The organism is Psychrobacter sp. KFRI-CH2-11 (assembly GCF_038239325.1).
Taxonomy (GTDB): domain Bacteria; phylum Pseudomonadota; class Gammaproteobacteria; order Pseudomonadales; family Moraxellaceae; genus Psychrobacter; species Psychrobacter celer.
Map to the genome: position 1 here is coordinate 1,180,297 of NZ_CP151283.1, position 20,917 is coordinate 1,201,213.

The window sequence follows — 20,917 nt, forward strand, 5'->3', positions numbered from 1 at the left end:
CATTATTTAATTTAATTTAGGAGAGTAGTATGGCTTTAGATATGTTTATGCGTATTGAAGGTGTAAGCGGTGAATCTAAGGATTCTAACCATAAAAACTGGACGGATATCCGCAGCTTTAGCTGGGGGGCTGAGCAGCCAGGTTCTATGAGCTCTGGCGGTGGCGGTGGCGCAGGCAAAGTAAACTTTGATGATCTAACAGTCGTTGCAGCCATTGATAAAGCAGCACCAACAGTACTAAAGAACTGTTCAGTGGGTCAGCATTTGGGCAAGGTTGAAATATCTGTCTGCAAAGCAGGTGGCAACCAAGTTGAGTATTCTCGCACTACTTTAGAAGATGTTTTGATTACTGCTGTTAAATTCATTGGCGCTCAAGAAAATGAGTCACTAATGATGGAGTACTCATTCCAAGCAGCAAAAGTTAAAAATCAGTACTGGGAACAGAATGATAAAGGTTCTAAAGGTGCTGAAGTGCAAATGGCGTTTGATGTAAAAGAGAATCGTTCTGCTTAATTTGCTTGATTATTATTTGTAATATTAAGATCTAACTTAAAAGTTTGAGTTGGATCTTTTTTTTAGAGATTTGCAATATATTTATATCAAAATCATCAGACAAGTAAATCATAAAACTTATGTAGATTATCAATGAAGAATGAAATTGGTTTAGTCCCTTGTTTATTGGATAGGCTAACAGATACAGATCCTAGAAGCAGCTATGATACTAAATACCATAGAGGTATTAGTATATCTGAGTATCGTGAGACGATATTAAGAGATATTCTATTTTTATTGAATACGACTTGCTTGCATAGTGAGCAGCTCGAGATCTTATTACCCATTCACGTTAAGCGCTCCACTATGAACTATGGTATCCCTGCATTTTCAGGGATAAATATCTCAGATATTGACTGGTCTGGTGTACAAAATTTGATTTTAGAGTCATTAATAAACTTTGAACCCAGACTTGTAGAAAACGGTTTAAAGGTTTTAGTGCATATCGAAAATGACATGCATGCCAATCACAATCAATTATTGATAGAAATCAAAGGCATGATCAAGCTTAACCCATATCCCAAAGAGTTTTGGTTAAGAACAACTATAGACGTTGAAACTGGATTTTTCTCGTTAGTGGACGGCAGTATAGATGAATAATAAAATTGTGTCTTATTACAACAAAGAATTAAGATTTCTTAGAGAGATGGGGCAGGAGTTTGCTAAGCAATATCCTAAGATAGCCTCTCGTCTCAAACTGAGTGACAACGAGATTCCAGATCCTTATATTGAGCGACTCCTAGAAGGAGTCGCTTACCTTACTGCAAGAACTCAGCTAAAAATAGACGCTGAATACCCACGTTTTGTTCAACGCATTTTAGAAGTGGTTTATCCACAGTTTTTGTATCCTACGCCAGCGTCCACTATTATAAAGTTTGATACCTCAAAGCATTATAGTGTCAATGTTTTGAACACATTGAAACGCGGTCAGCTGCTTGAGTCTTTGCCTATTGACATAGATGCCAATATGCTGAGCTGCCATTTTTCTTTGACTCAAAATACGGCGTTGACTCCGATTGAGCTTGAGGCATCACATTATACCAACTCACTGAACTATCTCCCAGATTTGAAAAGTGTAAAAACTGGTAAGAGCTTATCAGCACTCAGATTGGATTTTTCCATCAGATCGGCCACTAAATGCTCTGAATTAACACCCGAAGATTTAGTGCTTTATCTAGGCTCAGAGCTACCCGTCGCCTCTCAGTTATTAAACCTGTTGATGAACGCTTGTAATAATGTCGTGTGCCATAGTTTTGAAGATGCGCGCAGATGGAATTATGTTATAGATGACCATCCTAAGCATAAAGGGTTTGCTAAAGACGAAGCGTTAGTATTTGATTTAAATAAATCTATTTCATCTTTAAGATTGATACAAGAGTATATTCAGCTACCAGAGAAGTTCTTATTTGTCAGTCAGCAAGGAATCAATCAAGCCATAAAAAAAGCAGAGATCAATGGTGATTTTGCTCTTTCTGCATTACAGACTGAGGACGTTATAGTCGAAAACGGCGTAAACAAGAGAGTGGTAGGCCATGAGAAGCGCAGGTTTAGTGTCTCGTTTTTATTCGACAGCTATATACCTGAATTGACGCAATTGCTAAAAGAGCAGGATATTACTATCAATACAGCACCGATAGTCAACCTTTTCAAAAAGAAATCTGTACGTTTTCCTGTCACTATGCAGAACACAGATCATCACGTCATCGTCGATCGTGTACATCCTCTGGATTTTGAGGTGCACAGCATAGAGCGAGTCAAAGGATTTGACAAGTTTAATAATCAACAAGTGAATTTTACCCCCATCTATAAAGCCACTGATCAAGAGGTGTTTCTCAATAATCGTCACAATAATGCCTTTTTTTCAATGAGAAGAGAAAAGAGAGCACAGTCAAGCTCGGCGAATTTGTATGGTGGTCGGACGTCTTATCTTGGCAGTGAAGTGTATTTATCGATGATGAGTGAAGGTCAGTCTGTTTTTAGCTTCAATATTGATCATTTGGCCGTAGAGGCGTGGTGTACCAATCGTGATTTACCATTGATTCTTACCAGATCTGTGGAGTCGGATTTTTTGGTTGATGCTGCACTGCCTGTAGGTGCTGCACATATCATCTCAGGAGTCACTAAGCCCGTTGAAGCAGTAAGCGAGGATCATACGCTTTGGTCGCTACTCAATCAGCTTAATCTTAGTTATATCTCATTAACAGATTACGCTGATAAAGACAGTACATTGCTATTAAAAGAGCTGCTTTTAGCGTTCCCCCATGAAAATAATGAATTTTATAAGTCTGAGATCAACAGCATTACGCAGCTTAAAGTTACGCCAATGACAAAAGTAGTTCGGCACAAAGGCGCAGGAAGTCTAATAAAAGGAATAGCCGTTCAACTAACTTTTGATGAAAGTTTGTTGGCAGGCGTGCATCCTTTCTTATTTGCTTCTATTTTAAGGCATTATTTCTCTCGTATTATTTCTATCAATTCATTTGTTGAAATGACCGTATTGACGGTACAAAAAGGTCAGATTATTAAATGGAAAGACATAAAGGGTGAGAAGTCTTTACTATGAGTGACAACAAGATCAATGACTATGTGCTATCAAGCGGGCATAAGGGATTGCCAGACGGCCTAAATACATTAGATGATGAGTTTGATCTTGAAGAGATTACTAGCCATCTTCATAAATATAGCTTTTTTTCAATCTTGAGGCATTTGGAGGGTAGTCAAGATACCTCTGTACCCTTAATCGGTGAAACGAGCAGTCCTACGCAAGACCTATTTAGGTTGTATCAAAACCCATCGATGTCTTTTATATATAAGAATATCGATAGCATCTCACTTAAAAGTAATAAGTTCCAAATTGCTATCAATGAAATAGGGTTATTAGGAGCCAATTCACCACTGCCATCGCATTTGATTGAGTTTATTTTTCAAAGAAAACATCAGTATGGTGATGGTGCATGGGCGGACTTCGTTAATATGCTACAGCATAGAGTGCTAACGATGTTTTATCGTAGCTGGATGAATGCTCAAAGTGTCCTATCACTTGAAAACAAGGGTGCTAATAAATTCAGTAGGTATATAGCCAGTTTAGCAGGCTTTGCGGTTTTCGATGAACAACGACCTCACCAATATGTCGAACACTTCTCAAAATTGTATTTTGCAGGGTACAGTCTGCAAAGAAACCGCTCTACTGATAGTTTCCAAGATCTATTATCACAGTACTTTTCTTTACCGATTCATATTGAAGAAAATATTGGCCAGTGGTTTGAGCTGCCCAAAGAGGAGCAGACGTGTTTGGGCGTAAAGGGACAGTACAATCTTGGTGATGGCTTGATCGTCGGCAGCAAAATCTATGATGTGCAAACTAAGTTTCGCATAATCATTGGACCTTTGGAGCTGGATGAGTTTGAGTCTTTTTTTAAAGGAAGTCTCAACTCAAAACGAATGATAGAGTGGGTGCGTTTTTACGTAGGCGAAGAATATGATTGGGATGTACAGCTTGTATTGGCAAAACCAGATATACCACAGCTGGTTTTAGGAGGACGTAATAAGCTTGGTCTTACTACTTGGCTTGGCGCTATTGATACAGATGAAGACGGCCTAATACTAAACTATCAACGCTAAACCATCGATATTAAGTATGAATGTAACGCTAGTACCGCGTGCTTAAACACCGACTATAAAGCAATCTGCCTTTTAACATAATAATTAAACAATTTAATGGAGTAATCATGTCTAATATTAGCCGAAGTGTACTATTTGCCAAGTTGAATGACTCTCTTTATAAGTCTTTAGAGAGTGCTTTTACCTATTGTCGTCTGAGAGAGAACAGCTATGTGGAGCTAGTGCACTGGTTACATGTTCTAGTACAGACACCTGATAACGATCTCGATTGTATTAATCGCTACTTTGAGATAAATAGTAATAATTTGAAAAAGGATATTCTTGCTGCAGTTGAGAGTCTACCGACGGGTGCTAGTAATGTTGCTGATTTCTCAAGACATGTAGAGGAGGCAGTAGAACAAAGCTGGACCTATACTTCGTTATTGTTTGATAGCCAAAAGATACGTAGTGCTTACCTGCTTTATACGTTACTAAAAAGCTCAGAGCTGTCTAATATTCTATTTAGAATATCAAGCCAATTTAAGAAGATTAACGCCGATAAACTGGTCGATGATTTTGATACTATATTTGAATCTTCTTCTGAAAACGTCCAACAAGAGTCGCCAGTGTCATCAAACGCGAATGTAGAGGATTCAGAAAAAACGGCTTTGGCAAAATATGGTAGCAATCTGACCGAAATGGCGGCCGCTGGCAAGATTGATCCTATCGTGGGCCGTGATAATGAGATACGACAAATTATAGATATCCTGATGCGCCGCCGCCAAAACAACCCTATCTTGACTGGAGAGGCCGGCGTTGGTAAAACAGCAGTCGTTGAAGCGTTGGCGCTCAAACTTGCCTCAGGTGACGTGCCGCCAAGTCTGAAAAACGTTGAGCTTATCTTACTTGATATTGGTGCTTTAAAAGCAGGTGCTAGCGTCAGTGGGGAGTTTGAAACGCGTCTGCGCGCAGTTATGGAGGAAGTAGAATCAAGTCCAACGCCTATCGTACTTTTTATTGATGAAATACATACTTTGATAGGTGCTGGCGGTTCTGCTGGTACTGGTGATGCTGCCAATCTGCTAAAGCCTGCGCTGGCTCGCGGTCAGCTAAGAACCATAGGGGCAACCACATGGGCAGAATACAAAAAGTACTTTGAAAAAGATCCTGCTTTGACACGACGCTTTCAGGTCATCAACGTTGATGAGCCAGAAGAAGATGAGGCGATTGAGATGCTAAGAGCATTAGTACCTTCACTGGAATCACATCATAATGTGATCATCCTTGATGAAGCCATAGTCTCAAGCGTGCAGCTGTCCCATCGCTATATTCTTGCACGTAAGCTGCCAGATAAAGGCATTGGCTTAGTGGATACTGCCTGCGCGAGAGTATCATTAAGTCAGCACTCAACGCCAAGTCGAATTGAGTATCTCAATAGAAAAATTATTGCTTTAGAAACACAAAAGCATAATATGGAGCGTGAAATGAAGCTTGATTATGATCAGCAAGACAAACTGAGTGAGATTGACAGCGACATCGCTGATTTAGAAGCTCAATTAGTCGAGCTTGAGAATAAATGGCAGGAAGAGTCTCGTCTGGTTCATGCGCTAATTGATGTTCGTCAACAAATTTTGCAGTATGTAACAGACGAAGATGTTTCAGATGTTGAGGATCAGGACGCTACAACAGAAGGCAGTCATACGCAAGTTACTGATGCTACAGTTGATAGTCATAATGAAACAGCGCTCAATGATGAGACAGATAGCAATGGTGCTATTGCCGCAGACAATGCCCATAATGACGATGACACTAATCATCTGCCAAATATAAGCGATACCAGTAGTGATATCGAGGGCCTACTTGAGACACAAAAAAATATCATTGAGCAGCTGAAACAGCAACAAAATGATGATCCGCTAGTATTGCCATTGGTAGATTCCAGAGCAGTGGCTAATGTGGTCTCAGACTGGACAGGCATACCAGTAGGTAAAATGATGAAAGATGAGCTACAGGCCATTCTGGCGCTTAGCTCAACGCTGAGTCAGCGTGTCATCGACCAAGATCATGGTATGGAGGCCATTGCTAGAAGAGTACAAACCTCAAGAGCGAGTCTTGATGATCCCAATAAGCCTATCGGTGTCTTTATGCTGGCGGGCCCATCAGGGGTTGGTAAGACAGAAACTGCCTTGGCGTTAGCCGATTCATTATATGGTGGTGAGCATAACGTCATTACGATCAATATGAGTGAATACCAAGAAGCACATACTGTATCAACCCTAAAGGGCGCACCTCCAGGCTATGTTGGGTACGGAGAAGGCGGTGTGTTAACGGAGGCCGTCAGACGTAAGCCTTATAGTGTGGTATTACTTGATGAGGTAGAAAAAGCCCATCCTGATGTGCATGAGATATTCTTTCAAGTATTTGATAAAGGATGGATGGAAGATGGAGAAGGGCGACATATTGATTTTAAAAACACCATCATTATTTTGACCACCAATGTCGGTACAGAGCTCATCATGAATCGTTGCCATAACAACGATGAAGTCATCGATATAGAAACGCTACAAAAAGAGCTAAGAGCACCTATGCTGCAAGTATTCCCAGCCGCATTGTTGGGTAGGATTCAGGTTATTCCTTATTATCCACTGAACGACGCGGCATTGAATAAGATCGTAGACTTGCAGCTTAAGCGTATCGTCAAGCGCATCAAAGACAATCATGGTATTACACTGAGCTACTCTGATGATATTTTGGCCCTGATATCTGATCGATGTAGCGAAGTTGAGTCTGGCGGTCGCATGATTGATGCCATCTTGACCAATACTATCTTACCTAAAATCAGCAAAGACCTACTGACTTACATTATCGACAATAAAACCATCAATTCTATTCATCTAAGCACCGACGAAGATGATATAATCTACCGATATTTGTAGAGTATAATGAGCAAGTCAGCACTATCTACCCATCATAAGTGCTGACGTCGTGCTTCTAGCCAGACATATATTTATCAACTAACCTCTAAAAAGGCTCTCTTCATGCGCACCATTGCCATCCACACCCCCTTTGGCCGTGAGCTGTCCTTTGTCGAACTCAATGGATTTGAAGGGCTCAGCATGCTCTATGAGTATCGCCTAACCCTCACCAGCAAAAACCCCAATCTCGCTGCCACCGACATCATCGGCCAAACCATCGCCGTCACCATAGACACCAAGAGCGGTGAGCGCGTATTAAATGGCCTAGTTACCGACTTTGGCTACCTAAGTGAAGATGAAGACGAGCAAAGCTACCATCTCTACACCTGCATCATGCGTCCAAACATGTGGTATCTCACCCAGCGTTATGACAGCCGAGTCTTTGTTGACAAAGACATACTTGAGATCACCCGCACCATCCTAGACGAATTTGGCTTCCCCTACGAGATACAGTGCCAGAACCACTACCGTAAATACGGACACAGCACCCAATACCAAGAAACCAGCTTTGCCTACCTAAACCGTTTGTTTGAACAAGAAGGGCTCTACTACTATTTTGCCCATACCGACGGCAATCATACCCTCATCATCGTTGATGACAACAGCGCCCATCCTCCCATTCAGGGTCAACCCTTCATCCCTTACCACTCAGCCGTCACCCCAGGGACCCCTGATCAGAACTACATCGACGAATGGCAGCAAACCGACCGCCTCGCCACCAAGACCGTCAACGTCAACGACCACAACTACCAAACCGCCAACCGTAAGCTCAGCTACCAAGGCGAAACCCATGGCTTAGGGGGTATCAACACCGAACACTACGACTTCTATACCAACTTCAGTAGCAAAGAGGATGCCCCGCACTACCAACAAGTCCGCGCCCAAGACTACAACGCCCAAAGCAAACGCATTAGTGCTGCTGGTAACGTCCTCACCATCGCCCCCGGTCACACCTTTGCCTTGACCCGTCACCCGCATGACGCCGCCAACACCGAACACCTCATTATCTATGCCGAGTACGAACTCAAAGAGGCCGGTTATGCCAGTGGCACCGAACAATCGCACTACCGTATTCGCTTTAGTGCCATCCCCCTCACTTACCAGTACCGTGCCCCTAGAGTTACTCCCAAGCCGCAAATCATCGGCACCCAAGGCGCCACCGTCACCGGCCCTGCAGGAGAAGAAGTACACACCAACGATTATGGCGACATCAAAGTCCAGTTCCACTGGGACCGATACGGCCCCAAGAACCAGCTAAGCTCAGACTGGATACGGGTGGCACAAGGTTCCGCAGGGGGTAGCTTTGGTTCCATCAATACCCCGCGTATCGGTGAAGAAGTGCTTATTGACTTTATCAACGGCGACTCTGATCGTCCCATCGTCATCGGCCGTCTCTACAACAGCGCCAACCCGCCCCCATGGGGCTACCCGCAAGCGGCCAAAAAGTCCGGCATCAAGTCTAAAAGCTTTAACTCGCCCCTTGAGAACTACAATGAGCTCATGTTCAACGATGATGCCGGCTTTGAGTTGGTGAACTTGCAGGCGCAGCGTGATCTAAACTCTTTAGTCAAGAACGATGAGACCCGCAGAGTCAACCGTGACCGTACCACCACCATTGATAAAGATGAGACGGTAACGGTACATGGCAAGCGTACTGAAACCGTAGACTTGGATGAAACCATCACCATTCATCAGAACCGCACGGAGACGGTGGATCAGAATGAGACGATTACCATCCATCAAAACCGTAAGGAACGCGTCGACTTAGATGAAACCATCGACATCGGCGGCAACCGCACCGAGACCGTACACAAGAGTGAACAGATCCTCATCAAAGGCAACAGAGACAAAACCGTCAACGGTAATGACAGCCTCACCGTCAACAAAGACCGCAAAGAGACCATCAACAAAAGCCGCTCTCTCACTGTTGACAAAACCAACAGCGAATTTGTCAAACTGGGTAAATCTGTCACCGTAGGCTTAGGGTATGCCACCCAAGTCGGCACCATCATGAACACCGCTGTTGGCATCATGCAGACTGAACAAGTGGGCCGCATCAAAAAAACCTTTGTGGGTAAAAGCTATAGTATTACCGCAGGCGATGAGTTTAAGATAACCGTCGGTAAATCATCGCTGGTGATGAACGCCGATGGCAGTATCATCATCACAGGCTCAAGCATCATCACCCAAGCAGAGAAAGAGAACAAGGTGATTGGCAAGGATGTGCTGATCAATCCGCCGGGGGCGAGTAATAGTCAGGTGGAAGAGCCAAGTACCTCTGTTGCTGCACCTGTTCCATCTAGCCAAGCTACTAATCCTAATGGCTTGCCAAGTGCGTTAGCGGCATTAAAACAAGGGCCTTTAGATAGAGCTGGCTCTTTTGGTCGTGTAGATGATACTGAAGCTGATGGGAGCTTGATAGCGGGCAATACTCATTCTAATGACCCTAATCAAGGGGGCGGGGGATTGTCAGGTTTTGGAAATTACACTCCCAATCCATACGATAAGCCTCCAGAAGGTTATAAGTATGTTTGGGATGAAAGTATTCGGGATATGGTTCTTGAGCCTATCCCAGATAAGAAGTCAAATTTTGCAGTGGATCCTTTAGCTGTAGTGTTACCTGCTCATGCGAGACTTGCAGCTACAGATCGCAAAGTAATTGCACAAGCTAATTTACAAGAAGATATGCGTAACGTTACCTATGCAGGCGCTGCTATTGCGGGTTACGGTCCTTATATTGGAGCTGCAGCAAAAGAAGCGGCAACCTTACTACCACAAACTGCAATAAATGGTGCTTCATCTGGCGGTGCTCTTGGTGGTGTGTCATATGTCGCTACGACACCCTCTGAAGAATGGGATCCAAGCAAAGCTCTTATTTATACGGCTGGTGGAGCTTTAACTGGTGGGGCTGCCGCCATAGCGCCAGGTATATTAGCGACAGGTGCAGTTGGCACTGCTGGTACTTATGCTACGCAAGATATTGCAGAGGGCGAAGCAGATTTGTTTACTGCAGGAGTAAATGGTTTAGCTGGAGGAGCATTAAAGCCCTATAATTTGGGAGGTATAGGAGATATAGCCCAAGCAGCTGCCACATCTGCTGCTGGTGAATTTGGTAAGTCAGTAGAGTTTAAAGATTCTGATTCAACAGATGATCTAGGACTTTTTTGGACTAAGAAGCCTTAAATTATTATAACTCAAGGGTAGAAATAAATTTGAAATCCGATAAAAACTTTACAGATCATAGTTATTTAATAAATGAGAAAGGTATTACTTTTGTTTATAAGTATTTACTTCTGGCCATAGTGTTATTCATATTTCTGTTGCTTTTTACAAGATTATTGTTTAATTCTGATAATAGTATTTTTTATTTTTTTGAATTTAAAATATCACTGTACTATTTGCTACCGTTTATAATATGCTTATATTCTGTCTTATATTCGTTTTATAGAATTTTATTTGTAATTTCAAAAAGGTTTATCAAGAATATAGAAATAGATAGAAAGTTAAAGATAACTCTAATTAGTGGAAAAGAAATTCTATTAGAAGATTTTAAAATAATAGAGGATCAAAATAAAATAAAATACATAAATAGAGACCAACTTGGTGGTAGAGTTTACAAAAAATATGACTACCAGTATATTGGTATAAAGGACAAAGAGATGATTTATCTTTTACCATACAAAGAAGAGTTTAAAGATATTACTATTAAATTACTAGAAAGCGTAAGCCATTAGATCGATAGATAATTAACATAGTAAGGTATTTATATACAGATGTTAACGTTCTAAAGTATAAAAGTGAAGTGTTTTATGATTGCTCAAAAACCAAAAAAATTAATGTTTCATTTAAGACTTGTTATTGCATTATCAACTGGGTTGTTGTTTTCTGCTTGCTCAACAGACGCTACAAATGAAACCAGCCAACATTTAGCTCAACCAATAAATAAAAGTGATAGCAAAGATTTTGAATCAATCTATGCTGAAGCTAACCAAGGCGACCCACAAGCCCAGTTTCAACTAGGTAGTATGTATGAAAACGGTGAAGGTGTCAGTCAAGATAAAACTAAAGCTGCAGACTGGTATCGAAAATCTGCAGAGCAGGGGTTTGCTGATGGGCAAAATGCGTTAGCCAAACTGTATTACTTTAATATGGAGCTTGAACCTGTCTTTAATGAGTCAATTGCTTGGTTTGAGAAGGCAGCCGCTCAGGGTCAGCCAGAATCTCAGCTCTATCTTGGTACTTTTTATCAGAATGGTTATGATAGAGCAATAGATAACGAGCAAGCTTTAAAGTGGTATAAAAAATCAGCCGAGAATGGTTTTGCAACCGCTCAACTGCAGCTTGGTATCATGTATTCTGAGGGAGATTGGATAGAACAAGATTACAATAAAGCCTATAGATGGACTCGAAGGGCAGCAGAGCAAGGAGACATGGAAGCCCAATATAATCTAGGTGTTATGTATGCTAACGGCTTTGGTGTCAAACAGCATTACGCACTAGCCGCCATGTGGTATAACAAATCAGCAGATCAGGGTTATGCTGCTGCGCAAAACAACCTAGCTGCATTATATTATACAGGTGATGGGGTTGTACAAAGTTACGATAATGCTTTCAAATGGTATAGCAAATCTACCGCTCAAGGAGACTTAGAAGCACAAACCAATCTTGGCGGTCTATATTATTTTGGACATGGTGTTGAAAAAGATCTAAACAAAGCACTTGAATTATATCGAGATGCTGCGGCTAAAGGCAATCAAAGAGCGAAAGATATTATTGAAGTGCTAATTCAAGAAGGTATCATAACTCAGTAATAGCGCTTTATTTAATTCAGTTTTCACTTAAACGTGCATCATTATCTATCGTCATCGGCAGACTATACAACAGCGCCAACTCGCCACCGTGGGGCTACCCGCAAGCCGCCAAGCAATCAGGCATTAAGTCTAAAAGCTTCAACTCCCCCCTTGATAACTACAACGAGCTCATGTTCAATGACGATGCCGGCTTTGAGCTGGTCAATCTGCAAGCCCAGCGTGATCTCAACTCCTTAGTGAAGAACGACGAGCGACGCAGAGTCAATAGAGACCGTACCACCACCATCGACAAAGACGAGACCGTGACGGTACATGGCAAGCGTACTGAAACCGTAGACTTGGATGAAACCATCACCATTCATCAAAACCGCACGGAGACGGTGGATCAGAATGAGACGATTACTATCCATCAAAACCGTAAGGAACGCGTCGACTTAGATGAAACCATTGACATCGGCGGCAACCGTACCGAGACCGTACACAAGAGTGAGCACGTCCGTATCAAAGGCAACAGAGACAAAACCGTCAACGGTAATGACAGCCTCACCGTCAACAAAGACCGCAAAGAGACCATCAACAAAAGCCGCTCGCTCAATGTTGACAAAACCAACACCGAATTTGTCAAACTGGGTAAATCTGTCACCGTAGGCTTAGGGTATGCCACCCAAGTCGGCACCATCATGAACACCGCTGTTGGCATCATGCAGACTGAACAAGTGGGCCGCATCAAAAAAACCTTTGTGGGTAAAAGCTATAGTATCACCGCAGAGGATGAGTTTAAGATCACCGTCGGCAAATCCTCACTGGTCATGAATGCAGACGGCAGTATCATCATCACAGGCTCAAGCATCATCACGCAAGCTGAGGGGGAGAACAAGGTGATTGGCAAGGATGTGCTGATTAATCCGCCGGGGGCTTCCAATAGGCAAGTAGAAGAGCCTGCTCAAATAGGTGCTGATGGATTACCTGTTCAAGGTAGTGACTCTGATGAAATGACCGATGAAGAGCTATTTGCGATGAACGATCAGATGATAGAGGATGCTATTGCAGATGGTAGTATGGTAGCGAGTAGTAAGTATGGAAACCTTCAGACTGAACAGTTTATGAATCGACAAGCTGGAAATATCAATAGCAGCGTCATGAATAATAACGGAAGTATACATAGTGGCTCTATGCCAGCTTATCAACAACAGCAAAACCAAAAGACATTTAACGCAGCAGTGACAGTGATTGGTGTAGCAGCTGGAGGCGGTTCAGCAACGATTCTTTATAAAGGATCTAGGCTTGTAGTCAGTAAGAAGGCACTTGATCTAGCCAAACAAGGTAAGCAATCTGTAAGCGCTTTAATCAGAAATGCTAAAAAAGCAGTGCCTAATAAAACTTCTATTCCTAAGGCTATGGCTGGAGGTGCTGGGGGTTCTGCGGCTTTTGATTTTGGAAGTCAAAAGCTCTTAAGTCCCGATATTCCTTATGACCCTAGAAAAACGGCTGTAAGCGCTGGTATAGGAGCGCTTGGTGGAGCGGGTGGCTCTACTATAGCTAATGCGGCTAAAGTACCTTATGCAACTGCGTTAAATATACCAAAAACGATAAAAAATTCTACAAGTATGAAAATCTTGAAGCAACAAAAAGCAGCGGAAACTGTAGGTAAAACAGCAGGAAAAGCGGCTATTGATGAGTCTGATAACGAGTAAAGACTAAATAGAGGTGAATCTTAATGTTTGATATATTGGAAGGCATTGTTGAACATATCATGCTGTTTTTTAACATATCTGATCGACCTTTTTTGACAGCATTAGTGAAAGCAATCGTGATTACTCTTTTGACCTTCACTGTAATGAGATCAGCTAGATTTTTTTTCGAATCAATTAAATCAGGTTATTTAATTGAAGATATTAAAACAAGTTTAATTATAGGTTGCGGCTTAGCAATTCTGATGCTTATATTTGATCTATTTGAAAAAAAACATTGACATTTGTGTAGGGTGAATCGCGATGTTTGATATCTTGAAAGGCATTGTCGAACATATAATGTTGTTTTTCAACATACCAGGTCGACTTTTTTTGACCGCATTAGTGAAAGCAATCGTAATTACTGTCACGACCTTTATCGTAATGAGATTTGCTAGATTCTTTTTCGAGTCTATTAAAACAAGCTTAATTATAGGTTGCCGTTTAGCAATGCTGATGCTTGATCTATTTGAAAAAAATAAAATTGAATTCACTGATGGATTTTTGAAATATAGAAGATAAGCACTCCATGAGCACTCAAAGTCTAAACAAATTAAATTTCTTCTTATTTGTAGCCCTATCAACTGGATTAACTGTCTCCGCCTGCTCAGCCGAGCCTGTAGACACAGCGTCCTCAATAGAGAAAAATTATACTTCACAATCATACCAACTTGGTCTTAACTACTATAAAGGCAATTCAGTCAAACAGGACTATAAGGAAGCCTTTGAGCTCTTTCAAGAAGCTGCCAACCAAGGTAGTCCTAAGGCTCAGTTTCAACTAGGTAATATGTATGAGCATGGTCAAGGCGTTGATGAGGATAAAGCTAAAGCCTTGGGATGGTATAAAAAAGCAGCAGAACAAGAGTTGCCTGATGCACAAAATAGTATTGGTATGTCATACTTTTATAATCAGAAAGTAGAACCCAATTTTGAAAAGTCAGTTAGATGGTTTAAGAAAGCAGCAGAACAAGGTCAGCCAGAATCGCAGTACCATTTGGGTTTATTTTACGAAAACGGATATGACAGACCAATAAATTATAAAAAAGCTATTAAGTGGTATAAGAGCTCAGCAGAACAAGGGTTTGCGCCTGCCCAGTATAACCTTGGCACCTTATATCTTGATGGAAAAGGTACCGAGAAAAACTATACTAAAGCACAACAATGGTATCAGAAAGCAGCTGATTTAGGATTTTCTCCTGCTCAACACAATCTTGGTGTCATGTATGAAAAAGGTTTGGGTATGAAAAAGGATTATGGAAAAGCAGCGTATTGGTATCAAAGAGCAGTTGACCGAAATTATGTTCCAGCTCAAAACAATCTAGGCTCACTCTATTATTCAGGTAGAGGGGTTGAAGAAGATTACGATAAAGCCTTTGAGCTCTATAGTAAAGCCGCTGCTCAAGAAGAAGCTATCGCACAATTTAATCTTGGCGAGATGTATTATTATGGCGATAGTGTACCGCAAGATTATAATAAAGCCTACGAGTGGTATCAAAAAGCGGCTGCTCAAGGCTATCAAGAGGCTCAGGATCGTATTGATCAGTTGAGAAATGAAGGCAAAATTAATCGGTAATTATTTCTAATGCTTTCTTTTATTTAAGCTTCCATCGTCATTGGCCGTCTCTACAACAGCGCCTCACCGTCAACAAAGACCGCAAAGAGACCATCAACAAAAGCCGCTCGCTTAACGTTGACAAAACCAACAGCGAATTTGTCAAACTGGGTAAATCTGTCACCGTAGGCTTAGGGTATGCCACCCAAGTCGGCACCATCATGAACACCGCGGTAGGCATCATGCAGACTGAACAAGTGGGCCGCATCAAAAAAACCTTTGTGGGTAAAAGCTATAGTATCACCGCAGGAGATGAGTTTAAGATCACCGTCGGCAAATCCTCACTGGTCATGAACGCCGATGGCAGTATCATCATCACAGGATCAAGCATCATCACCCAAGCTGAGGGGGAGAATAAGGTGATTGGCAAGGATGTGCTGATCAATCCGCCAGGGGCGAGTGCGGGGAGCATTCCAGATGACTATGATTATGAAGAAGGCAGTGTAATACCAGGCACCAATACTACTGTGGGCGATCCTGATCAAGGGGGTGGAGGGTTAGATGACCTGACAAGACCAATACGTTCTGAGACGCTTGATAAAGAGAAAGCTAAAGAAGCCAGAAGAAAAGCTGAGTATCGAGCAGCAACTGCAAAAATGGGGGGACTAGGTCGCAATAATGTTGATATTGTGGGCTATGAACCAGAAATTAATTATGATAAAGAGAAGTACGCATCAATGGCAAGGGCTTACGGTGAAAACTCGGAAACAGGCCAATTTGCTGTAGATGCGTTGAAGAAAAATAGTGATTTGAACGACTATAATGCTCAGAAAGCGCAAATCGAGAGAAATCGAGCGAATAACATAGCGGCACAAGCAGCGCGTGCACGTAGCAATGCAACGCAAAACAATGCAGTATCACAACGACCACTAGATATAAAATCAGGACAGCCTCCTTCTCTATATGATGACATTGGTTATGAAAACCCAATGGCAAACGTCCGAGATGGGTGGAAGGGGGAGGCTGCTGATGGTATTAAACAATCTATTGGTGCAGGAATTGATGCAGCTGCACAAGTCAACAAAGGAGTTGCAGTGGGGAAGACAGTGTTCGATTTAGCGACTGATAAAGATTTTCAAGAATTGGGGGAAATGGGGGTTAATGCTGCTCAAGATAAAGCTAAAAGCAAAGCTCAAGAAGTGGCAACAGATGCCTTTACGAATAGATTTCCAATTATCGATAAAGCTAATAATGCTTATGAAGACTATCAAACTGGTCAAGACCTTAAGGATAGATTTGATCAAGTAAATGAGGAGTTGAAAAAGAAATGATTAAAATCTTTTTTATATTAACACTTTTAACTATCTCATTGTTTTCTACTGTTAATAGAGCTTCTGTCAACTCTAATGCTTACATGAACTATGATGAGTCTAATAGTGACTACGCAGAGCTAAAACTAAAAGATGCTGAATTTGAAAAATATTTGAAAAACCTAAAGAACCCAAAACGACTCCAGTTAGAATGCGATACAAAAAATAATGCTGACTCATGCTACATCTATGCAGGATATATGAATCTAGTATTAGGAGAATATAAGCAGTCATATGATTATTTCATAAAAGCGTTTGATTTAGGATTGGAGCAGTCTGGTGTCTATATAGCTGGTTTTCAATTGAACCAGCCAGAGCTTTTTAACGATAGTAATCGCTTGACTATAGGCGAAAGTATCCGTTATGCAGAACAAGCTTTTAAAACAGACTTTCCAGATGCAACCAGATTATTAACAGTTATATATCGCGAACCTAAATTTAACCGTGTTGATTTAAAAAAGTCGGAATACTATAACAAGATCGCTATAGAGCAAAACGTTAAGATGTCCCGATTTCTTTTAGCTTCTTTATACACTTATGAGATGAAAGACAAATCTAAAATAAATGAAAGTATTAACTTATACCAAGATGACTTGATGATTGAGAAGAACTGGCAATCAGCATTAGCACTAATGACTATTTATTTATATCCCGAAGAATATGGTGCTAAGTTTGAGCCTGACCTTGTCAAAACCTTGGCTTATGCTTATGTCAGCAGCGACTTGCGTGATGGGCGTAATGAGAATGGGTTTAATAATGTAGATACTAGATTTGCTGCAGCCATGCAAACAGAGTTACCTCCCGAAACGTTAAAGCAAGCAAAGGCACTTTACTTGGAGATGATGGCTCAGATGAATGATGCTCATCAGTAGAATAAAAATGATAGTCTTCCATACCATGACAAATAAAATCGTTACGTTTGCTCCAATAACCTTTTTATTACTATTCAACGTAACTATAGCTTATGCGTTTTCTCATACTATCGCTATAGAGTCTGTTGCCCGATCTGAGCCAGTGTCTATTGCTCAATTTGGTACTTTAGACTCGGAAAAAGAAATAACGAAGCTGATAAGGTTTTTAAAGACTGAGGATATTGAACGCTTTCAAAACGAGTGTGATAACGAGTATATCGCTCAGTCTTGCTATCATTATGCTTCTTATTATGACTTGATAGTAGAGGATCATAAAAAGTCATATCTATATTATAAAAAAGCCTTTGATTTAGGTATTAAGCAAGCTGGCTACTTTGTCGGCGCACTGCAAATAAATTATCCAGAACGATTCTCTGCTGAAAATCGGCTTAGTACAGATGAGAGTATTGATTATCTTGAACAGGCATTTGAAGCTGGCTCTCCAGATGCCACTAGATTTTTAATGATGATCTACCGTGACCCAGAGCTGAACCTTACGGACTATGACAAAGCCGAATACTATAACAAAATCGCTATCGAGCAGAATGTTAGGAAGTCTAGGGTCTTACTAGCATATCTATACATAGATCATATCAAAGATAAATCAAAGATAAATCAAAGCATAACACTATTGAATGAAGACTTAATGCTAGAAAAAAATTGGGAGTCATCCATGGCGCTTTTTTCTATATATTTAAGCCCAGATGAATATGGGGCTAGCTTAGATGATGATATTGCTAAAGTCTTAGCCTATGCTTATATCACCAATGAGCTACGCGCTGGACGTCACGAAGAAGAGCTCAACAGTGTGGACAAGCGATTTATTGCAGCGATGGAGAAAGAGCTACGTCCCGAAACGTTAAAGCAAGCAAAGGCACTTTACTTGGAGATGATGGCTCAGATGAATGATGCTCATCAGTAGAATAAAAATGATAGTCTTCCATACTATTATAAATGAAGTGGTTGTTCAAACATTTGTAGCCGCCTTATTGCTATCAAGCAAAACTACAATGATAAATAATACTATTTCATGATAACTGGCTACCCGCAAGCGGCCAAGAAGTCTGGCATCAAATCCAAAAGCTTTAACTCCCCGCTTGAGAACTACAACGAGCTCATGTTTAACGAGGATGCCGTCTTTGAGCTAGTCAACTTGCAGGCGCAGCGTGATTTAAACTCCCTAGTGAAGAATGATGAGACTCGCAGAGTCAACCGTGACCGTACCACCACCATTGATAAAGATGAGACGGTGACGGTACATGGCAAGCGTACTGAAACCGTAGACTTGGATGAAACCATCACCATTCATCAAAACCGCACGGAGACGGTGGATCAGAATGAGACGATTACTATCCATCAAAACCGTAAGGAACGCGTCGACTTAGACGAAACCATCGACATCGGCGGCAACCGTACCGAGACCGTACACAAGAGTGAGCACGTCCGTATCAAAGGCAACAGAGACAAAACCGTCAACGGTAATGACAGCCTCACCGTCAACAAAGACCGTAAAGAAACCATCAACAAAAGCCGCTCTCTCACTGTTGACAAAACCAACAGCGAATTTGTCAAACTGGGTAAGTCTGTCACCGTAGGCTTAGGGTATGCCACCCAAGTGGGCACCATCATGAACACCGCTGTTGGCATCATGCAGACTGAACAAGTGGGCCGCATCAAAAAAACCTTTGTGGGTAAAAGCTATAGTATCACCGCAGGGGATGAGTTTAAGATCACGGTCGGTAAGTCCTCACTGGTGATGAATGCCGATGGCAGTATCATCATTACGGGCTCAACCATCATCACGCAAGCGGAGAAAGAGAATAAGGTGATTGGCAAGGATGTGCTGATCAATCCGCCGGGGGCGAGTGCGGGGGGTGCAAGGGAAGAGCTTGAACCTGATTATCTAAATGATGCGCCTGCTCAAGTAGGGGCTGATGGTTTGCCTATTTTAGGTAGTGATGATGATTACTGGTTTAATCAGGATAATCCTGGCAAGGCGTTTTTAGATCAGGCTATTGAAGCAGGAAAAGATGCACTGGGAATTACCCATATCATTAAAGATGGGGTTCAAAAATTTCCAGGTAGAACAAAAGCTTCAATGCTAACAGCAATGATTCAGCAAGGAAAAAAAGCAGGAGTTGACTATGTAGCTGTTTCAGCTGGTGGAGGCTTTATGAATGGTAGCATGGAAGGTGCAATGTCAGTAAATGCGCATAATGGAGAAGTATACGTTCCTAAAAATGTAAATGCTTCTGTTAATAATAGTAAGTATCCTAATGCTAGCGCTCAGGTAGGATTTGGATCTATTTTGAATAACAATGGCAAAAGTGATGCAGAAGCAACTAATGATATATTATCCGGTCAAGGTCATGCTGTTTCTGCAGACGCAGGACCATTTTATGGTTCTTATGATACAACTGATGATGGTAAAGTCACAGGAGTATCTGGAGGTATTAGTGGATCAATAGGGTCTAAAAAGAATAAAAATAGCGTTGGTGTTAGTAAAGGCTCTTCAAATATGAAAAAATCTACTGAGTATAAGTATGATAAAAATACGGGTGTTTTTACTTATGTGGGTAAATATAGTCAATCCACAATAAAACTGGAACATCCCATATCGTAAAACAGTTTAGGTAGATTATTCTGCATCCACCCTTGGCGCAGAAACTTAGCCTGTGCCCATTTTTTCTCAATAGGATTCAGATCAGGACTGTAGGGTGGCAGCCATAAAATACGATGGCCGTGCCTGTTCAGTAGTTTTTGAATACGTTTGTTTTTATGAAACCGAGCATTATCCATCACAATCACGCATTTAGTTTTGAGACTTGGAATTAGTGTGTATTTGCACCAGTCATAGAATATGGTGCTGTTAATGTTCTGCTCGAAGTAATCTATGGCAAACAGCATCTTTTCATACAGAGCACCGATAACATTCGTACGCTTTTTTGCTTGCCAATTGTAGCTATCGATACAAGGTTTACCAACCGGTGCATAGCCATGAGAACGAATGGTCTCGTGCTCAAAGCCGCTTTCATCCATATAGACAATGGGATAGCCTTGCTGTGTAAAGCGATCAAGCTTACTTAGATATATCGCTCTTTTTATCGGACATGCTTTTGGATGCTCTAAGGTCTTTTTTTTGAGTGATACTCAACCGTTTTAATGCAGCTTCTATACCTGTTTTACTACAGCCTAAACGCCGTGCTCGCTCATACATATAATCGTCTGGATGCTGCTCAACATCTTTCAATAAGGCTTCATTTGATATTTTAGTCGGTGCTTTATTTCTGGTAGTTTTAGGAACTAAGCTCTGCTGCCAGCTGTGGATCGAGCTTGTGCTAAGCTGGTAAAAAACAGCGGCTTCTCGAATGGTCATGCCGTCTTTAATGCTACGCAGTACTTGCTTGCGAAAGTCGA

The 20,917-nt window shown here is 41.5% G+C and carries 16 protein-coding genes; 14 read left to right on the forward strand and 2 right to left on the reverse strand.

What is annotated here, in order from left to right; all coding sequences use genetic code 11:
• Positions 1 to 29 precede the first annotated feature (29 nt).
• The 14 genes from AADH33_RS04915 to AADH33_RS04980 all read left to right on the forward strand — a co-directional run bounded on the left by AADH33_RS04915 (position 30) and on the right by AADH33_RS04980 (position 20,123).
• The gene (locus tag AADH33_RS04915; RefSeq protein ID WP_201586322.1) at positions 30 to 512 is read left to right on the forward strand and encodes an Hcp family type VI secretion system effector; all 483 of its coding nucleotides are present in this window, start codon (positions 30 to 32) and stop codon (positions 510 to 512) included.
• A gap of 132 nt (positions 513 to 644) precedes the next feature.
• On the forward strand, positions 645 to 1,151 hold the full coding sequence (tssE, locus tag AADH33_RS04920; RefSeq protein WP_201586323.1) for a type VI secretion system baseplate subunit TssE: 507 nt from the start codon (positions 645 to 647) through the stop codon (positions 1,149 to 1,151).
• The gene (gene tssF / locus AADH33_RS04925; RefSeq protein WP_201586324.1) at positions 1,144 to 3,114 is read left to right on the forward strand and encodes a type VI secretion system baseplate subunit TssF; all 1,971 of its coding nucleotides are present in this window, start codon (positions 1,144 to 1,146) and stop codon (positions 3,112 to 3,114) included. The genes tssE and tssF overlap by 8 nt, the downstream gene beginning before the upstream one ends.
• Positions 3,111 to 4,172: a type VI secretion system baseplate subunit TssG gene (tssG, locus tag AADH33_RS04930; protein ID WP_348549759.1), complete on the forward strand. Its 1,062-nt coding sequence runs from the start codon at positions 3,111 to 3,113 to the stop codon at positions 4,170 to 4,172. Before tssF ends, tssG begins: the two co-directional genes overlap by 4 nt.
• A 107-nt stretch (positions 4,173 to 4,279) precedes the next feature.
• Complete coding sequence (tssH, locus tag AADH33_RS04935) at positions 4,280 to 7,087, forward strand: type VI secretion system ATPase TssH (RefSeq protein WP_348549760.1); 2,808 nt, start codon at positions 4,280 to 4,282, stop codon at positions 7,085 to 7,087.
• Positions 7,088 to 7,189: 102 nt separating this feature from the next.
• On the forward strand, positions 7,190 to 10,309 hold the full coding sequence (gene tssI / locus AADH33_RS04940; RefSeq protein ID WP_348549761.1) for a type VI secretion system Vgr family protein: 3,120 nt from the start codon (positions 7,190 to 7,192) through the stop codon (positions 10,307 to 10,309).
• A 29-nt stretch (positions 10,310 to 10,338) separates the two neighbouring features.
• Positions 10,339 to 10,860: a hypothetical protein gene (locus AADH33_RS04945; protein ID WP_348549762.1), complete on the forward strand. Its 522-nt coding sequence runs from the start codon at positions 10,339 to 10,341 to the stop codon at positions 10,858 to 10,860.
• Positions 10,861 to 10,935: 75 nt separating this feature from the next.
• Entirely contained in the window at positions 10,936 to 11,937 is a 1,002-nt protein-coding gene (locus AADH33_RS04950) for an SEL1-like repeat protein (RefSeq protein ID WP_348549763.1), read from the forward strand.
• 170 nt (positions 11,938 to 12,107) lie between these two features.
• Positions 12,108 to 13,631 (forward strand): bacteriophage T4 gp5 trimerisation domain-containing protein, encoded by a 1,524-nt coding sequence (locus tag AADH33_RS04955; RefSeq protein WP_348549764.1) that lies wholly within the window; start codon positions 12,108 to 12,110, stop codon positions 13,629 to 13,631.
• Positions 13,632 to 14,196: 565 nt separating this feature from the next.
• Positions 14,197 to 15,240, forward strand: coding sequence for an SEL1-like repeat protein (locus AADH33_RS04960; protein ID WP_201587208.1), 1,044 nt, complete (start codon positions 14,197 to 14,199; stop codon positions 15,238 to 15,240).
• Between the two features lie 200 nt (positions 15,241 to 15,440).
• Positions 15,441 to 16,550 (forward strand): hypothetical protein, encoded by a 1,110-nt coding sequence (locus tag AADH33_RS04965; RefSeq protein WP_348549765.1) that lies wholly within the window; start codon positions 15,441 to 15,443, stop codon positions 16,548 to 16,550.
• Complete coding sequence (locus AADH33_RS04970) at positions 16,547 to 17,461, forward strand: hypothetical protein (RefSeq protein WP_348549766.1); 915 nt, start codon at positions 16,547 to 16,549, stop codon at positions 17,459 to 17,461. Before AADH33_RS04965 ends, AADH33_RS04970 begins: the two co-directional genes overlap by 4 nt.
• A 25-nt stretch (positions 17,462 to 17,486) precedes the next feature.
• Positions 17,487 to 18,422, forward strand: a complete 936-nt coding sequence (locus AADH33_RS04975; RefSeq protein WP_348549767.1) for a hypothetical protein — start codon at positions 17,487 to 17,489, stop codon at positions 18,420 to 18,422.
• Between the two features lie 108 nt (positions 18,423 to 18,530).
• A complete protein-coding gene (locus AADH33_RS04980) occupies positions 18,531 to 20,123 on the forward strand; it encodes a bacteriophage T4 gp5 trimerisation domain-containing protein (RefSeq protein WP_348549768.1) in 1,593 nt (530 codons plus the stop codon).
• On the opposite strand, the gene AADH33_RS04985 is transcribed toward AADH33_RS04980, so the two are convergent.
• Both AADH33_RS04985 and AADH33_RS04990 read right to left on the reverse strand, forming a co-directional pair.
• Positions 20,087 to 20,605, reverse strand: a complete 519-nt coding sequence (locus tag AADH33_RS04985) for an IS630 family transposase (protein WP_227501958.1) — start codon at positions 20,603 to 20,605, stop codon at positions 20,087 to 20,089. The two genes, AADH33_RS04980 and AADH33_RS04985, sit on opposite strands and share 37 nt — an antisense overlap.
• Entirely contained in the window at positions 20,580 to 20,876 is a 297-nt protein-coding gene (locus tag AADH33_RS04990) for an IS630 transposase-related protein (protein WP_348549769.1), read from the reverse strand. Before AADH33_RS04990 ends, AADH33_RS04985 begins: the two co-directional genes overlap by 26 nt.
• Between the last annotated feature and the right edge of the window lie 41 nt (positions 20,877 to 20,917).

Excerpts from the sequence above, each read along its gene's own strand:
- AADH33_RS04965 (WP_348549765.1), top strand. The coding sequence starts at position 15,441 with ATGAACACCGCGGTAGGCATCATGCAGACTGAACAAGTGGGCCGCATC.
- tssE (WP_201586323.1), top strand. The coding sequence starts at position 645 with ATGAAGAATGAAATTGGTTTAGTCCCTTGTTTATTGGATAGGCTAACA.
- AADH33_RS04970 (WP_348549766.1), top strand. The coding sequence starts at position 16,547 with ATGATTAAAATCTTTTTTATATTAACACTTTTAACTATCTCATTGTTT.
- AADH33_RS04960 (WP_201587208.1), top strand. The coding sequence starts at position 14,197 with ATGAGCACTCAAAGTCTAAACAAATTAAATTTCTTCTTATTTGTAGCC.
- AADH33_RS04990 (WP_348549769.1), bottom strand. The coding sequence starts at position 20,876 with ATGACCATTCGAGAAGCCGCTGTTTTTTACCAGCTTAGCACAAGCTCG.
- tssF (WP_201586324.1), top strand. The coding sequence starts at position 1,144 with ATGAATAATAAAATTGTGTCTTATTACAACAAAGAATTAAGATTTCTT.
- tssG (WP_348549759.1), top strand. The coding sequence starts at position 3,111 with ATGAGTGACAACAAGATCAATGACTATGTGCTATCAAGCGGGCATAAG.
- tssI (WP_348549761.1), top strand. The coding sequence starts at position 7,190 with ATGCGCACCATTGCCATCCACACCCCCTTTGGCCGTGAGCTGTCCTTT.
- AADH33_RS04950 (WP_348549763.1), top strand. The coding sequence starts at position 10,936 with ATGATTGCTCAAAAACCAAAAAAATTAATGTTTCATTTAAGACTTGTT.
- AADH33_RS04980 (WP_348549768.1), top strand. The coding sequence starts at position 18,531 with ATGATAACTGGCTACCCGCAAGCGGCCAAGAAGTCTGGCATCAAATCC.
- tssH (WP_348549760.1), top strand. The coding sequence starts at position 4,280 with ATGTCTAATATTAGCCGAAGTGTACTATTTGCCAAGTTGAATGACTCT.
- AADH33_RS04955 (WP_348549764.1), top strand. The coding sequence starts at position 12,108 with ATGTTCAATGACGATGCCGGCTTTGAGCTGGTCAATCTGCAAGCCCAG.
- AADH33_RS04975 (WP_348549767.1), top strand. The coding sequence starts at position 17,487 with ATGACAAATAAAATCGTTACGTTTGCTCCAATAACCTTTTTATTACTA.
- AADH33_RS04915 (WP_201586322.1), top strand. The coding sequence starts at position 30 with ATGGCTTTAGATATGTTTATGCGTATTGAAGGTGTAAGCGGTGAATCT.